Genomic DNA, 15,807 nt, shown 5'->3' on the forward strand with positions numbered 1-15,807 from the left:
TGGTGCGGGTGAGAGATGGCAGGGGATCGTCCGTTGAGGGCGATGACGCGGATATCGCGGATACCGCGGGTGCCGCGGGCAATGCGGACGGCGCCATGAGTGTCACCATCCGCGACGGGGTCGACGGCGAGCAGACCGACATGCGCGACGATGGGCGCGGGACACCGCATGACGGGCGGCCGCTGACGATCGTGATGGTCGTGGACACCATAGGCCGCAACGGCAACGGCACATCGAACTCGGCCATGCAGTATGCCGGGCGCCTCAGGGAGCTGGGACATCGGGTTCGGCTGGTGGGGATCGGATCCGAGGATTATCCGGCGGCCTCCCACCACGTCCCCATCGCGTCGTGGGCCTCGGCGAAGCAGCAGATACAGTTCGCGCGGCCCGATGCCGACCTGATGCGCAGGGCCTTCGCCGGCGCCGACGTGGTCCATATCTATCTTCCCTTCGCCTTCGGTCGCTGCGCACGTGCCGTCGCCCGGGAGATGGACGTTCCGGTGACCGCGGGATTCCATCTCCAGCCGGAGAACGTCACCTATTCGGCCGGGCCTCTTCGGTACGTGCCGGGCGTATCCGCGTTCCTGTACCGGCTGTTCCGTCGCTGGCTGTATGCCGGGATCGGCCATGTCCATGCGCCGACGAGGATGATCGCCGACCAGCTGCGCTCGCACGGATACGACAACGAGATCCATGTGATATCGAATGGGTTCTCGCCGATGTTCTCGCCGAGTCACGGCGGGGAGCCGGATGGACGGGATGGACGGGACCGGGGTCGCCGGTTCCGCATCGTCGCGTCCGGACGGCTTTCGCACGAGAAGGACCACATCACGCTGATCCGCGCCGTGGCCCGCTGCCGTCACGCGGCGGACATCGACCTCGCGATCTGCGGCACCGGACCGCTGGACTCGTATCTGCGCGCTCAGGCCCGGCGTCTGCTGCCGCGCACGAGATGGTCGATCGGCTTCCACTCCCATGACGAGATGCCACGTCTGCTCCGCGCATGCGACCTCATCGTTCATCCCTCGATTGTCGACATCGAATCGCTGAGCGTTCTCGAGGGTATCGCCTGCGGGCTGGTGCCGGTTATCGCCGAATCCGATCTGAGCGCGGCCAGGCAGTTCGCGCTCACCGACGAGTCCCTGTTCCCCGCGCGCGACGTTCAGGCACTCGCCGACGGCATCGACTGGTGGGTGGAGCATGCGGAGGATCGTCGGTACTGGGCCGCCCGATACGCGGATGAGGCGAGGTCCCGGTATTCGCTGGAACGGTGCGTCGACCGCTTCGTCGATATGGAGCGTGCCGCGATCGCCGATCATCAGGCGCTCGCCATCTCGCGTCCGGTGGAAGCCGCGTCATAGCCGCGGCGCGGGCGTTATAGCGGCGGCCCGGCACGGCCATAATCCACGTCACAGCAGTGCGATGAGCCGCCGCGTCTGATCGTCGGTGGTGGCCCAGCTCGTGCAGATGCGCATAAGGGACCGGCCGTCATCCAGACGCTCCATGAAGCCCAGACGGACCCGCGAGGTCAGGCGCGAGACGGTGCGCGCATCCAATGCGACGAAGATCTGGTTCGTCGACGACGAGTGCATGATCTCGTAGCCCCTGTCCGTCAGGGCCCTGCGGATCGCGTCGGCCTGCCGGTCGGCGTTGCGGGCGATGTCGAGATAGAGGTCGTCGTCGAGCAGGACGTCGAACTGGACGCCGAGGAGCCACCCCTTCGCCAGCAGGGCGCCATGACGCTTGATCAGCGCGGTCATGCGGGGTGCGGGAGCGCCGTGGGGGAACACCGCGGCCTCACCGAACAGCGCTCCGACCTTCGTACCTCCGATGGTGAAGGCGTCCGCGAGACGGGCGATGTCGGCCGCGGTCATGTCGCATCCGGCGGCGGCCAACGCGTATCCCAGACGCGCGCCGTCGACGATCAACGGGAGATGGCGGCTCCGGCAGACGCGCGACAGGCCCTCCAGCTCGTCGAGATCGTACAGGGTGCCGTATTCGGTGGACTGCGAGACGTAGACGCAGGACGGCACGGCCATATGCTCGTTGTTGTCGTCGGCGTCGAAGACGTCGCATAATGCCGCGAGCTCGTCGGGGTCCATCTTTCCGTCATGCTCCGGCAGGGTGATGACCTTGTGGCCTGAGGCTTCGATGGCGCCCGCCTCATGGGTGTTGACATGGGCGCTGGTGACCGCCACGACCGCGCCGAAGGGCGGGGCGATGGCGTCGATGATGGTCTGGTTGGCCTGCGTTCCGCCCACGAGGAATCGCACGTACGCCTCGGGCTGCTTGATCCAGCGTCTGATGCGCTCCGTGGCCGATCGGCACACGTCATCCGTGCCGTATCCGGGGCGCGGCGTGAGATTGTCGTCGGACAGCGCCTTCAGGATTGCGGGATGGGCGCCCTCGCTGTAGTCGTTCTCGAAGGAGAGGACGGGTGCGGCGGGTGCGGTGGAAGTGGAGGAAGTGGAGGGTGTTGCAGATGCGGTGGTTGCTGTGGCTGCGGGCGTTGCTGGCGATGTCGACGATGTCATGGGACCTCCGGAGCGGGATGGCGGGCGAATGGACGCACGGACCCCGGCGTGCTGGCGGGGGTTGCGTCGGATGGTGGCCTGATAGTTGCCAAAGCATAGTCGCCCGTCGCGTCAAACGGTGGCGGCTTCCCGGATCGTTGTTCATGGTGACCGGTCGCATAGTGCGGTGCGTGCATTGCCGGATCGCGTGAATTCCGGTCCGTCCCTCCCATCGAATGGGCCGAGGTTGTCGTGTGACGACACACACCCTTACACGCGTCCTCGCGAGCATTTGACCTTGACGCTGCGTCAACCTCTAGCGTGGTGTGCATGGAGGTGGTTGCCATGGAGTGGCCAATACAGCAGATCGCGCGACTGGCGGGCGTCACGAGCCGTACGCTGCGCTACTACGACCGTATCGGGCTGGTCCCGCCCAGCCGGATCGGCGCCAATGGATACCGGTACTACGACCAGAGCGCGCTCGTGCGACTGCAACGGGTGCTGCTGCTGCGGGAGCTGGGGCTGGGCCTGTCGCAGATCGGCGAGGTCCTGGACCGCCAGCTCGATGAGACGGCGGCGTTGACCGCCCATCTGGCCCTGCTCCGACAGGAGCGGGACAGGCTCGCCCGGCAGATCGCCGCGGTCGAGCACACCATCGACAACATGAATGGAAAGGAGAAGCTGATGGCAGAGACCATGTTCGACGGGTTCGATCACACCCGATACAGGCAGGAGGTCGAGGAGCGCTGGGGGAGGGACGCCTACGCGCGGTCCGACGCCTGGTGGAAGGGGAAGAGCGTGGAGGAGCGACGGCAGTGGCAGGAGGACCTGGCGGACCTGAACCGCGACTTGGCCGACGCCGCGAACGATCCTGCGACCACGCCTGATTCGGCTCTAGCCCAAGGGATTGCGCGCCGTCACGTCCTGTGGCTGCGCGGCGTCCCCGGAACGCCTGCGGCCGATTCCGACGGCGATTTCAACGGCTACGTGCTGGGACTGGCCGACATGTACGTGCACGATGAACGGTTCGCGCGAAACTACGGCGGAGTCGAGGGCGCGCGATTCGTCCGCGACGCCCTGAAGCGGTACGTGCACGATGCGAACGACTGCGAGGCGTAGATGACGCAAACCCATGTCCTGCCATCCGGCGCGTGCATCTGATCCGGATCCGGAAGCGCAGGACGGTGCCTCGCGTGACGGGTCGTCGGGAGAAGGCCGGACGGACTGCCGGGCCCCGGGGAAAGAGTCGAAGAAAGAAAGCTGAAGTGGAGAGGCGAAGCAGAAGGGGAGAAACGACAAGGGCGATGCCCGAAGATGACCAAGGATATTCCCATTGGCCGGATCCCGACCATTGCCCAAGTGGGGTGGCTAACGCGGTTCGAACGCGCGACCTTCTGAACCACAATCAGATGCTCTACCTGCTGAGCTATAGCCACCATGCGGCCTGCCGCTGCTCATGAGCGGCACGCAACAGATGGATACTATACCCGATTCGGCGGCGTCGCGCGCCGGCGCGTCGCGGAATCGAAAAACCGAAAGACACGAAAGACAAGGGATAAAGAAATAAGGGCAAGGGATGGGTAGGGGATAGACGGTGAGTGTCGTATGGGGCATGTCCGGTGACGTGCTATAGTGGAAAGCTGTGTGTGCCGCAGGTGCGCCTTATGTGACAGGCGAATCCGCGGGATATCCCCGAATCCGATGAGCGTCCGCAGCAATGCGGCATGGGAGGATGCGGGGCCATCGGGCCGGTGGACTGGGCTGCTTTCTTCCGAGGACGTTGTCGGGTGGAGCGCGGTGCGGCGGTTCCACGAATACAAGGAAAACAACGAATCGGAGAACCGAAGTTGCCTACTATAGAACAACTCGTCCGTAAGGGACGTCAGGCCAAGCCGAAGAAGTCCAAGACTTTGGCCCTTAAGGGAAGCCCGCTGCGTCGCGGCGTGTGCACCCGTGTCTACACCACCACACCGAAGAAGCCGAATTCGGCATTGCGTAAGGTCGCCCGTGTGCGCCTGAGCTCCGGCATCGAGGTCACCGCCTACATCCCCGGTGAGGGACACAACCTGCAGGAGCACTCCATCGTGCTCGTCCGCGGTGGCCGTGTGAAGGATCTTCCTGGCGTCCGCTACCACATCGTGCGTGGCGCGCTCGATACCCAGGGAGTCAAGGACCGCAAGCAGGGACGTTCCCTGTACGGCGCAAAGAAGGCGAAGTAGATACCATGTCACGTAAAGGACCTGCCAAGAAGCACCAGCTGCTGCCCGATCCGATCTACGGCTCGACCGTGGTGGCGCAGCTCATCAACAAGATCCTCCTCGATGGCAAGAAGTCCATCGCCGAGGACATCGTCTACTCCGCGCTCGATATGGTCAAGGAGAAGACCGACCAGGAGCCCGTATCCGTGCTCAAGCGCGCTCTGGACAACATCCGTCCCAGCCTTGAGGTGCGTTCCCGCCGAGTCGGCGGCGCCACCTACCAGGTGCCCGTCGAGGTCAAGCCCGGCCGTGCGAACACGCTGTCGCTGCGCTGGCTGACCGACTTCTCCCGCGCTCGCCGCGAGAAGTCCATGGCCGAGCGTCTCGCCAACGAGATCCTCGACGCGTCCAATGGTCTCGGAGCCTCCGTCAAGCGTCGTGAGGACACTCACAAGATGGCCGAGGCGAACAAGGCCTTCGCCCATTACCGCTGGTAATTCCGAGACTCGAAAGCGAAGGGACCTCCTATGGCACTTGACGTGCTCACGGATCTCAACGAGATCCGCAACATCGGCATCATGGCTCATATCGATGCCGGCAAGACCACAACCACGGAACGCATTCTGTTCTATACGGGCAAGAACTACAAGATCGGCGAGACCCATGACGGCGCCTCGACGATGGACTTCATGGCCCAGGAGCAGGAGCGTGGAATCACGATCCAGTCCGCGGCCACCACATGCTTCTGGAACCGTCAGACGCATGACACCGATCAGAAGTACCAGATCAACATCATCGACACCCCCGGCCACGTGGACTTCACGGCCGAGGTCGAGCGTTCGCTGCGCGTTCTCGATGGCGCCGTGGCGGTGTTCGACGGCAAGGAGGGCGTGGAGCCCCAGTCCGAAACCGTGTGGCGTCAGGCCGACAAGTACGGCGTGCCGCGCATCTGCTTCATCAACAAGATGGACAAGCTCGGAGCGGACTTCTACTTCTCCGTCGACACCATCAAGAAGAAGCTCGGCGCGACCCCGCTCGTCGTCCAGCTCCCCATCGGGGCCGAGAACGACTTCAAGGGCGTCGTCGACCTCATCCGCATGAAGGCGTACGTCTGGAACGACGTCTCCGGCGATCTGGGCGCCCACTACGACACCACCGACATCCCCGAGGATCTTCAGGACAAGGCCGAGCAGTATCGTTCCGAGCTACTGGACCAGGTCGCGGAGGCCGATGACGCGCTGGTCGAGAAGTATCTTGAGACCGGCGATCTGTCCGAGGCGGAGATCCGCAGCGGCATCCGCAAGCTCACCATCACCCGCCAGGCCTATCCGGTTCTGTGCGGATCCGCGTTCAAGGACAAGGGCGTTCAGCCCATGCTCGACGCGGTCGTGGACTACCTGCCCAGCCCCGAGGACGTTCCCTCGATCGTCGGATACAAGCCCGGCGACGAGTCCGTCGAGATCGATCGCAAGCCCACCGTCGACGACCCGTTCGCCGCTCTGGTCTTCAAGATCTCGACCCACCCCTTCTACGGCAAGCTCGTGTTCGTGCGCGTCTATTCGGGAAGCATCAAGCCCGGCGACAACGTGCTCGACTCTACGAAGGGCAAGAAGGAGCGCGTCGGGAAGATCTTCCAGATGCACGCCGACAAGGAGAACCCCGTCGACGCGGCCGAGGCCGGCAACATCTACACCTTCGTCGGTCTGAAGAACATCACCACTGGCGACACGCTGTGCGCCGAGAAGGCCCCGATCTCCCTTGAGTCCATGACCTTCCCCGATCCCGTGATCGAGGTCGCCGTGGAGCCCAAGACCAAGGCCGACCAGGAGAAGATGAGCCTGGCCCTCGCCAAGCTCTCCGACGAGGATCCGACCTTCCAGGTCAAGACGGATGAGGAGTCCGGACAGACGCTGATCTCCGGAATGGGCGAGCTCCAGCTCGACATCATCGTCGACCGCATGCGCCGAGAGTTCAAGGTCGAGTGCAACGTCGGCAAGCCCCAGGTCGCGTACCGCGAGACGATCCGCAAGGCCGTCATGAACCAGGAGTACACGCACAAGAAGCAGACCGGTGGATCCGGACAGTTCGCGAAGGTCCTCATGAACTTCGAGCCGATGGACACCGAGGCCGGCGAGACCTACGAGTTCGTCAACGAGGTCACCGGCGGCCACATCACCAAGGAGTTCATCCCCTCGATCGATGCGGGCGTGCGCGAGGCCATGGAATCCGGAATCCTCGCGGGATTCCCCGTGGTCGGTGTCAAGGCGACAGTCACCGACGGTCAGATCCACGACGTCGACTCCTCGGAGCTCGCCTTCAAGATCGCCGGCTCCATGTGCTTCAAGGAGGCCGCTCCCAAGGCCAAGCCCGTGATCCTCGAGCCCATCATGGCCGTCGAGGTCCGTACTCCCGAGGAGTACATGGGTGACGTCATGGGGGATCTCAACTCCCGTCGAGGCAGCATCCAGTCGATGTCCGACGCCACCGGCGTCAAGGTCATCGACGCCAAGGTGCCGCTGAGCGAGATGTTCGGATACATCGGTGACCTGCGTTCCAAGACGCAGGGACGCGCCATGTTCACCATGCAGATGGACTCGTACGCGGAGGTCCCCAAGGCCATCGCCGAGGAGATCATCAAGGCCCAGCGAGGCGAGTGACACACTGGTGACACACCGGTTCGCTTACGGTGTCCGTGTCCCCGGGCGGCGTTATATTCTTAGCGCTGACTGGGTTCGGGCACCGCAGGTGGCAAACAATCCAGAAACCCAGTATTATGTAACGAGTGCCCGGACCGCCGACGTACGGGCAGTCTACAAGACGTCCAGGAGGACAAAACACAATGGCAAAGGCAAAATACGAGCGCACCAAGCCGCACGTTAACATCGGCACCATCGGACACGTCGACCACGGCAAGACGACCCTCACCGCGGCCATCTCCAAGGTGCTGCACGAGGAGTACCCGGATCTCAACCCCGAGTACGACTTCAACCAGATCGACGCCGCTCCCGAGGAGCAGCAGCGCGGCATCACCATCAACATCGCGCACATCGAGTACCAGACCGCCAAGCGCCACTATGCGCACGTGGACTGCCCCGGCCACGCCGACTTCGTGAAGAACATGATCACCGGCGCCGCGCAGATGGATGGAGCGATCCTCGTGGTCGCCGCCACCGACGGCCCCATGGCCCAGACCCGCGAGCACGTTCTGCTCGCCCGTCAGGTCGGCGTCCCGAGGATTCTCGTCGCCCTCAACAAGTGCGACATGGTCGAGGATGAGGAGCTCATCGAGCTCGTCGAGGAAGAGGTCCGTGACCTTCTCGACGAGAACGGCTTCGACCGCGACTGCCCGGTCATCCGCACCTCCGCGTACGGAGCCCTGCACGACGATGCCCCGGATCACGATAAGTGGGTCCAGACCATCAAGGATCTGATGGACGCCGTCGACGACTACATCCCGACGCCTGTTCACGATCTCGACAAGCCCTTCCTCATGCCGATCGAGGACGTCTTCACGATCTCCGGCCGCGGCACCGTGGTCACCGGTCGTGTCGAGCGTGGACGTCTCCCCGTCAACTCCACCGTGGAGATCGTCGGAATCCGTCCCACCCAGACCACCACGGTCACCTCCATCGAGACCTTCCACAAGCAGATGGACGAGGCCGAGGCCGGCGACAACACCGGTCTGCTGCTCCGCGGCATCAACCGTGACCAGGTCGAGCGCGGCCAGGTCGTGGCGGCTCCGAAGTCGGTGACCCCGCATCACAAGTTCGAGGGAGAGGTCTACGTCCTGACCAAGGACGAGGGCGGCCGTCACTCGCCGTTCTTCTCGAACTACCGCCCGCAGTTCTACTTCCGGACCACCGACGTCACCGGCGTCATCTCCCTGCCCGAGGGCATCGAGATGGTCCAGCCCGGCGACCACGCCACCTTCACCGTCGAGCTGATCCAGCCCGTCGCCATGGAGGAGGGTCTGACCTTCGCCGTGCGTGAGGGTGGACACACCGTCGGCTCAGGCCGTGTCACGAAGATCCTCGAGTAGTCCCGCGACTACCGAGGCCGCGTGACGGCTTCCGTCATCGCGGCCGATCCAAGGCACCGCTCTGGTTCCTCATCAATCTTCCAAAGGAAGGGACGGAGGAACCTAGCGGTGCCTTTCGTATGGCGTTGACATACGCCTTTTCCATGCGTAGTGGCATAATGACTAAGGCGTTTTTCGAGCGAATACCGCTCACCAGCGAATAACAAAAGGTGACTATACGTGGCACAGACTACCAATGACATCAAGAACGGTTCCGTCCTCAACCTTGACGGACAACTGTGGACCGTCACCAAGTTCCAGCACGTGAAGCCAGGCAAGGGACCCGCCTTCGTCCGCACCACGATCAAGAACGTCCTGTCGGGGAAGATCGTGGACAGGACCTTCAACGCCGGCATGAAGATGGAGTTTGAGACGGTCGACAACCGCAATCTCCAATACTCCTATGAGGATGGCGAGAACTACGTCTTCATGGACATGACGACGTACGATCAGATCTTCATCCCCAGGACGCTGGTCGGCGAGCAGAACAAATACCTTCTTGAGGGAACCGACTGCGTCGTGAGCTTCCACGATGGGACGCCGCTAAGCGTCGAGCTTCCCGCCTCCGTGATTCTCACGATCACCCACACCGAGCCCGGACTGCAGGGCAACCGCTCAAATGCGGGGACCAAGCCCGCGACCGTCGAGACCGGAGCCGAGATCCAGGTTCCCCTCTTCGTCGGCGAGGGCGAGAAGGTCAAGGTGGACACGCGCGACGGATCCTACCTCGGCCGCGAGAACTGACGGGATCCCGATGGCACGGTCAACGGCCCGCAAGCGGGCGCTCAACACGCTGTACGAGGCCGATGAGAAGGGACAGGACATCCTGTCCCTTCTTTCTGAGCGGCTGGAGAGGCCGGGGGCGCAGACGCCTCTTCCCGACTACGCCGTGGAGATCATCACGGGCGTCGCGAAGAACCGTCATGACATCGACGTTCTTCTCGATGGCCATTCCACGGGATGGTCGGTGTCGCGCATGGCCGTGGTGGATCGCAACATCCTCCGGATCGCCGTGTGGGAGATGGTGTACAACGACGAGGTCCCCGATGCCGTGTGCATCGACGAGGCCCTTGGCCTGGCGAAGACACTGAGCGATGAGGAATCCCCGGCGTTCATCCACGGATTGCTCAGCGCGATCGAAGCGGACTCAGCCGCACGTGAGCGTGCGCTGGAGGACTCCAGACTCCGCGAGAAGGAGGGACTCAAGCCCGCCGTGGCCGAATCGGGCGTGGATGCGTCCGACTCCGCCGTCGATGCGGGGGTGCCGGCGGACGGCTCCGGATCCGTGCATGGATCCGATGCGGAGGGCCGCGACGACGCTACGGCCGCCTCCGACGGCTCCATCGACTTCGACGATCTGGTGCTTGAGGATCCGCAGGACATCCCCACGGACGATTCGCCGGACGACGAACCGGCTGACGGACCGGACGATGAGCCGGACGAGCTCGATGAGGCCGACAAAACAGGCAACGAGGAGGGAATCGAGTCCTAACCGGCCGATACTCTTGGTGAGAATGACCCGACGGGAGGGGTTGTGGTGAACACAGGTGACATCACGATGAAGGATCCATCAGACAAGGACGCCATTCTGGTTCTTGAGGACGGGACGGTGTATCGAGGTGGGGCGTACGGCCACCGTGGAAGGACCACGGGTGAGATCGTCTTCGCCACGGGAATGACCGGATACCAGGAGACGCTGACCGATCCCAGCTACGATCGGCAGATCGTGGTCCAGACCTTCCCCCACATCGGAAACACCGGAATCAACCACGAGGACCCCGAGTCCTCGCGCATATGGGTGTCCGGATACGTCGTCCGCGATCCCAGTCCGGTGGCGAGCAACTGGCGTTCGACGGGTTCTCTTGAACCCGAGCTCGACGCCCAGGGCATCGTGGGCATTCGCGGGATCGACACCCGAAGCCTGGTTCGTCATCTGCGGTCGGCCGGGGTCATGCGGGCCGGGATATTCTCCGGCGTGGAGCTCGCGGAGGCTCCTTCTTCCGACGCGCTGGTCGACATCGTGCGTTCGACGCCCCCGATGAAGGGGCTGAGCCTCTACGACGAGGTGAGCACCGGCGAATCGTACACCGTCGAACCATGCGGTGAGCATGAGGGGGAGGAGCCCCTGTTCACCGTGGCGGCCGTCGATCTGGGGATCAAATCCATGACTCCCCACCGCTTGGCCGAGCGCGGCTGCCGGGTGCATGTCGTGCCCTCGACCTCCGCTCTCGACGACATCGCGTCGCTCCATCCCGATGGCGTCTTCTTCTCGAACGGGCCGGGAGACCCGGAACAGGCCGATCCCGAAGTCGATCTTCTGAGGCATGTTCTTGACGCGGGCTATCCGTTCTTCGGCATCTGCTTCGGCAACCAGCTTCTGGGCCGGGCTCTGGGATTCGGAACCTACAAGCTCAAGTTCGGCCATCGCGGGATCAATCAGCCCGTGAAGGATCTGACGACGGGAAAGGTCGAGATCACCGCCCACAACCATGGATTCGCCGTGGACGCGCCGGTCGGGGATCCGGTCACGGCCCCATACGGTCAGGGGCGCTACGGGCGAGTCCGGGTCTCGCACGTCGACCTCAACGACGACGTGGTCGAGGGGCTGATGTGCCTCGACATCCCGGCGTTCTCGGTCCAGTACCATCCCGAGGCCGCGGCCGGCCCGCATGACGCCGCATACCTCTTCGACCGCTTCGTAGACCTTATGCGCACATCCAAGGAGGGGAACGTCAATGCCTAGGCGCAGTGACATCAAATCAGTGATGGTCGTCGGCTCCGGACCCATCGTCATCGGGCAGGCCGCCGAGTTCGACTATTCCGGGACCCAGGCATGCCGCGTTCTGCGCGAGGAGGGCATCAGGGTCATCCTCGTGAACTCCAATCCGGCCACGATCATGACCGATCCCGAGATGGCCGACGCGACCTACATCGAGCCCATCGCCACACCCATCCTCGAGAAGATCATCGCCAAGGAACGTCCCGACGCCCTTCTGCCCACGCTGGGCGGCCAGACCGCGCTTAACGCCGCCATGGCGCTAGGCAAGGAGGGCATCCTCGACAGGTACCATGTGGAGCTCATCGGAGCCTCGTTGGAGGCCATCGACAGGGGAGAGGACCGCGAGCTCTTCAAAAAGGTCGTCGAGGACGCCGGCGCGGAATCGGCGCGTTCGTTCATCGCGCATTCGCTGTCCGAAGTGGACGCCATCGTCAAGAAGCTGGGCTTCCCCGTGGTCGTCAGACCAAGCTTCACCATGGGCGGTCTGGGATCGGGAATCGCCCATGACCAGGAGGAGCTTCATCGCATAGCCGGCGCCGGGCTGCACTACTCGCCGACGGACGAGGTCCTCGTCGAGGAGGGCATCGAGGGATGGAAGGAGTATGAGCTCGAGCTCATGCGCGATCGCAACGACAACGTCGTGGTCGTCTGTCCCATCGAGAACGTCGATCCCGTCGGCGTCCACACCGGAGATTCCGTGACGGTCGCGCCCATCTTCACGCTGACCGACCGCGAATACCAGAGGATGCGCGACATCGGCATCAAGATCATTCGCGGGGTCGGCGTGGATACCGGCGGATGCAACATCCAGTTCGCCGTCAATCCCCAGACGGGACGGATCATCGTCATCGAGATGAATCCGCGAGTCTCCCGCTCGTCGGCGCTGGCCTCGAAGGCCACCGGGTTCCCGATCGCCAAGATCGCGACCAAACTCGCGCTCGGATACACGCTTGACGAGATCCGCAACGACATCACGCAGTCGACCCCCGCAAGCTTCGAGCCCACCATCGACTATGTGGTCACCAAGGTGCCGCGTTTCGCCTTCGAGAAGTTCCCCGGCGCGGATCCCATGCTGACGACCTCGATGAAGTCCGTCGGCGAGGCCATGGCTTTGGGAGGGAACTTCCAGGAATCCCTCGGCAAGGCCATGCGCTCGATAGACAAGCGGCACATGGGCTTCTCCTGGGATGGCGACAGGCCGGACGCGGAGGAGACGCGCGGTCTGCTCGAGCGGATGCGCACGCCCACCGAGCATCGCTATCTCCAGCTTCAGCGCGCGCTGTGGGGCGGCGCGAGCGTCGATCAGATATTCGACGCCACCAAAATCGATCCATGGTTCCTTGAACAGTTCGCCATGACCAACGAGATGGCGATGAGCGTCCGGGCGTCCGAGACGCTTACGCCGCGCCTGCTGCTCAAGGCGAAGAAGGCGGGTCTGTCCGACGTGCAGATCGCCCATCTGCGCAACCTCGGAGACGCCGGGGAGGACACCATCCGGGAGCTGCGCTGGAACTACGGCATCAGGCCCGTCTACAAGACGGTGGACACCTGCGCGGCCGAGTTCGACGCCGCCACGCCCTACTACTATTCGTGCTACGCGGATGAGTCCGAACTGCGCCATCGTGACCGCGAGGCCGTCATCATCCTCGGATCGGGGCCGAATCGGATCGGTCAGGGCATCGAGTTCGACTACACGTGCGTCCATGCCGTTCAGGAACTGGGCAGGTCGTACGACACGATCATGGTCAACTGCAACCCCGAGACCGTCTCCACCGACTACGACATGTCCGACCGGCTCTACTTCGAACCGCTGACGTTCGAGGACGTTCTGGAGATCTACGAGGCCGAGCTGCGCATGGGGCCGGTCAAGGGCGTGATCGTCCAGCTGGGCGGGCAGACGCCTCTGTCGCTCGCCGCGAGGCTGAAGGCCGCGGGCGTGCCGATTCTGGGAACGTCCCCCGAGGCCATCGATCTGGCGGAGAACCGCGAGCTGTTCGGCGAGGTCCTTCGCAAGGAGCATATGAACGCCCCGCGCTACGGGACGGCGCTCAGCCTGGACGAGGCGCGTGACGCGGCGCACTCCATCGGGTACCCGGTGCTCGTCCGTCCCAGCTACGTTCTGGGGGGCAGGGGCATGGAGATCGTCTACGACGACGCGCAGCTGCAGACCTACGTCGATCGCGCGCTGTCCCAGGCCAAGGACGACACGGTGGTGTCGGGGCGGCTGCCGTCCCCGCTTCTCATCGACAAGTTCCTTCAGGACGCCATCGAAATCGACGTCGACGCGCTGTATGACGGGCAGGAGCTGTACATCGGCGGAATCATGGAGCATGTCGAGGAGGCCGGGGTGCATTCCGGCGACGCCGCCTGCACGCTGCCGCCGAGCACGCTGTCGGACGACCAGATCCGGCGCCTCCGCGAGGGGACGCTGGCCATCGCCCGCGGCTGCCGGGTGCGCGGTCTTATCAACGTCCAATACGCCTTCATGGCGAACACGCTGTATGTGATCGAGGCCAACCCCCGCGCGTCGCGCACCGTGCCCTTCGCTTCCAAGGCCACCGGAGTGGCGTTGGCCAAGGCCGCCGCACGGATCATGGTCGGCGAGACCATAGCCCAGCAGCGTGACCGTGGCCTTCTTCCCCCCAAGGGGGATGGAGGCGTCATGCGCCCCGGGCAGCAGGTGGCGGTCAAGGAGTCCGTCCTGCCGTTCAAGCGTTTCCGCACGCCAGTGGGCCGCACCGTCGACATTCTGCTGGGCCCCGAGATGCGGTCCACCGGCGAGGTCATGGGCTTCGACCGCGACTTCCCCCACGCCTTCGCGAAAAGCCAGCTCGCCGCCTACGAGGGTGGCCTGCCGACGAGCGGCAACGTCTTCCTCTCGGTCAACGACTCCGACAAGAAGCAGCTTCCTCTGATGGCGGTGCGGCTGGTCGAGCTGGGGTTCCGGATCTGGGCGACGGAGGGCACGGCCTCCGTGCTGCGTCGGTACGGCATCGACTCGCGCATAGTCGACAAGATCACCTCACGCGTGGATTCGTCGGGGGATCGGGGCGTTGTCATCGATCACGCCCGTGATGGCGTGGGCAAGAACGTGGTCGAACTCATCGAGGACGGCACGATCGACATGGTTCTCAACACGCCGAACTCGCGGGGATCGCGTTCCGACGGATATTCCATCCGCGCCGCGGCGATCGCCGCGGATCTCCCGCAGTTCACGACGATGACGGAGTTCTCGGCGGTGCTCATGGCCATCGAGGCGGTGAAACGCAACGACTATCAGATCATGAGCATCCAGGAGCACTCCAAGCAGCTTTTCGCGTTGGAAGGTTGATATGCCCATGCCGGAGGATGCGATGGAACGGATGAGCGGCGAGGACTTCGGTCGGCGGCTCAGCCGTTCCATGGCGACCTATGGACCCCTGTGCATCGGGATCGATCCGCATAAGAACATCCTGTCGCAGTGGGGATACAACGTCGACGCCGAAGGTGCCGAGCTGTTCTCCATGCGGATGCTTCAGGCCGCCAATGGACGGGCCGCGGCGGTGAAATTCCAAAGCTCGATGTTCGAACGATACGGGTCGAGGGGATTCGAGGCCTTGGAACACGTGCTCTACGCGGCCCGGCAGATGGGCGTGATCACCATCGTCGACTGCCTGCATGGGGGACTCCCGACGACCATATCGGCGATCGGGGACGCCTACTTCTACCCCGACTCGCCCATGCTCGCCGATGCGATCACTCTGCTGCCCTACTACGGGGCCCGTTCCCTGAGCGGATTGATCACCACCGCCCTCAAGAACCAGAGGGGGGTGTTCGTGGCCTCGCTGACATCCAACCAGGAGGGCGCGAGCCTGCAGACGGCCATACGGCAGAGCGGCGACTACGCGGGACACACCGTGGCATACGGCATAGCGAAGAACGCCCAGAAATACAACGCGTCATCGAGGTCGATGGGATCGGTTGGACTGATCATCGGCGCGAACATAGGGCAATGGATGCAGGACGGAGGAGTGGATCCCTCCCAGTTCACCGGTCCGATCCTCTCTCCGGGATACGGATGGCAGGGCGCCGAGGCCGCTGATCTGCGGACGGTGTTCAAAGGCACCCAGAGCAATGTGCTGGTGACGGTGTCGCGGTACATCGCCACGCACGGACCGGACATCTCGAGTCTGGCGGCGGCGACGGAATCGATTGCGCTTGACGTGCGTCAGGCGTTGGTGGAGGCGATGGGCGAATGAC

General features: G+C 63.9%; 12 protein-coding genes and 1 tRNA gene. 11 read left to right on the top strand and 2 right to left on the bottom strand.

Annotated features, from left to right (window positions below; genetic code table 11):
• The first annotated feature begins 140 nt into the window (after nucleotides 1-140).
• Entirely contained in the window at nucleotides 141-1,361 is a 1,221-nt protein-coding gene (locus BMIN_RS05400) for a glycosyltransferase (RefSeq protein ID WP_051126230.1), read from the top strand.
• A gap of 48 nt (nucleotides 1,362-1,409) precedes the next feature.
• Here the strand turns inward: BMIN_RS05400 and BMIN_RS05405 are convergent, their stop codons facing one another.
• Entirely contained in the window at nucleotides 1,410-2,534 is a 1,125-nt protein-coding gene (locus tag BMIN_RS05405) for a threonine aldolase family protein (RefSeq protein WP_022860467.1), read from the bottom strand.
• A 324-nt stretch (nucleotides 2,535-2,858) separates the two neighbouring features.
• Between BMIN_RS05405 and BMIN_RS05410 the strand changes: the two genes are divergently transcribed.
• Nucleotides 2,859-3,632: a MerR family transcriptional regulator gene (locus BMIN_RS05410; protein WP_022860468.1), complete on the top strand. Its 774-nt coding sequence runs from the start codon at nucleotides 2,859-2,861 to the stop codon at nucleotides 3,630-3,632.
• 241 nt (nucleotides 3,633-3,873) lie between these two features.
• Here the strand turns inward: BMIN_RS05410 and BMIN_RS05415 are convergent.
• Nucleotides 3,874-3,949: transfer RNA gene (locus tag BMIN_RS05415), tRNA-His, on the bottom strand.
• A gap of 411 nt (nucleotides 3,950-4,360) precedes the next feature.
• Here BMIN_RS05415 and rpsL point away from each other — a divergent pair.
• The 9 genes from rpsL to pyrF all read left to right on the top strand — a co-directional run bounded on the left by rpsL (nucleotide 4,361) and on the right by pyrF (nucleotide 15,806).
• On the top strand, nucleotides 4,361-4,732 hold the full coding sequence (gene rpsL / locus BMIN_RS05420; protein ID WP_003813881.1) for a 30S ribosomal protein S12: 372 nt from the start codon (nucleotides 4,361-4,363) through the stop codon (nucleotides 4,730-4,732).
• A 5-nt stretch (nucleotides 4,733-4,737) separates the two neighbouring features.
• Entirely contained in the window at nucleotides 4,738-5,208 is a 471-nt protein-coding gene (gene rpsG, locus BMIN_RS05425; protein ID WP_022860469.1) for a 30S ribosomal protein S7, read from the top strand.
• A gap of 30 nt (nucleotides 5,209-5,238) precedes the next feature.
• Nucleotides 5,239-7,368 (top strand): elongation factor G, encoded by a 2,130-nt coding sequence (gene fusA, locus BMIN_RS05430; RefSeq protein WP_022860470.1) that lies wholly within the window; start codon nucleotides 5,239-5,241, stop codon nucleotides 7,366-7,368.
• Between the two features lie 182 nt (nucleotides 7,369-7,550).
• On the top strand, nucleotides 7,551-8,750 hold the full coding sequence (gene tuf, locus BMIN_RS05435) for an elongation factor Tu (RefSeq protein ID WP_022860471.1): 1,200 nt from the start codon (nucleotides 7,551-7,553) through the stop codon (nucleotides 8,748-8,750).
• 219 nt (nucleotides 8,751-8,969) lie between these two features.
• A complete protein-coding gene (gene efp, locus BMIN_RS05440) occupies nucleotides 8,970-9,533 on the top strand; it encodes an elongation factor P (protein ID WP_022860472.1) in 564 nt (187 codons plus the stop codon).
• A 10-nt stretch (nucleotides 9,534-9,543) separates the two neighbouring features.
• Entirely contained in the window at nucleotides 9,544-10,281 is a 738-nt protein-coding gene (gene nusB, locus BMIN_RS09105) for a transcription antitermination factor NusB (RefSeq protein ID WP_022860473.1), read from the top strand.
• 66 nt (nucleotides 10,282-10,347) lie between these two features.
• Entirely contained in the window at nucleotides 10,348-11,532 is a 1,185-nt protein-coding gene (gene carA / locus BMIN_RS05450) for a glutamine-hydrolyzing carbamoyl-phosphate synthase small subunit (protein ID WP_026647281.1), read from the top strand.
• The gene (carB, locus tag BMIN_RS05455) at nucleotides 11,525-14,899 is read left to right on the top strand and encodes a carbamoyl-phosphate synthase large subunit (RefSeq protein ID WP_022860475.1); all 3,375 of its coding nucleotides are present in this window, start codon (nucleotides 11,525-11,527) and stop codon (nucleotides 14,897-14,899) included. The genes carA and carB overlap by 8 nt, the downstream gene beginning before the upstream one ends.
• Nucleotides 14,900-14,921: 22 nt before the next feature.
• Nucleotides 14,922-15,806 carry an orotidine-5'-phosphate decarboxylase gene (gene pyrF / locus BMIN_RS05460; protein WP_026647282.1) on the top strand — a complete coding sequence of 295 codons (885 nt, stop codon included), beginning with the start codon at nucleotides 14,922-14,924 and terminating at the stop codon, nucleotides 15,804-15,806.
• Nucleotide 15,807 lies beyond the last annotated feature (1 nt).

The sequence above is a fragment of the Bifidobacterium minimum genome (genome assembly GCF_000741645.1).
GTDB classification, from domain to species: domain Bacteria; phylum Actinomycetota; class Actinomycetes; order Actinomycetales; family Bifidobacteriaceae; genus Bifidobacterium; species Bifidobacterium minimum.

What these genes read in the sequence shown, in the direction of transcription:
- nusB (WP_022860473.1), top strand. Translation starts at nt 9,544, where the DNA reads ATGGCACGGTCAACGGCCCGCAAGCGGGCGCTCAACACGCTGTACGAG.
- fusA (WP_022860470.1), top strand. Translation starts at nt 5,239, where the DNA reads ATGGCACTTGACGTGCTCACGGATCTCAACGAGATCCGCAACATCGGC.
- BMIN_RS05405 (WP_022860467.1), bottom strand. Translation starts at nt 2,534, where the DNA reads ATGACATCGTCGACATCGCCAGCAACGCCCGCAGCCACAGCAACCACC.
- BMIN_RS05410 (WP_022860468.1), top strand. Translation starts at nt 2,859, where the DNA reads ATGGAGTGGCCAATACAGCAGATCGCGCGACTGGCGGGCGTCACGAGC.
- carB (WP_022860475.1), top strand. Translation starts at nt 11,525, where the DNA reads ATGCCTAGGCGCAGTGACATCAAATCAGTGATGGTCGTCGGCTCCGGA.
- rpsG (WP_022860469.1), top strand. Translation starts at nt 4,738, where the DNA reads ATGTCACGTAAAGGACCTGCCAAGAAGCACCAGCTGCTGCCCGATCCG.
- carA (WP_026647281.1), top strand. Translation starts at nt 10,348, where the DNA reads ATGAAGGATCCATCAGACAAGGACGCCATTCTGGTTCTTGAGGACGGG.
- pyrF (WP_026647282.1), top strand. Translation starts at nt 14,922, where the DNA reads ATGGAACGGATGAGCGGCGAGGACTTCGGTCGGCGGCTCAGCCGTTCC.
- BMIN_RS05400 (WP_051126230.1), top strand. Translation starts at nt 141, where the DNA reads ATGCGCGACGATGGGCGCGGGACACCGCATGACGGGCGGCCGCTGACG.
- tuf (WP_022860471.1), top strand. Translation starts at nt 7,551, where the DNA reads ATGGCAAAGGCAAAATACGAGCGCACCAAGCCGCACGTTAACATCGGC.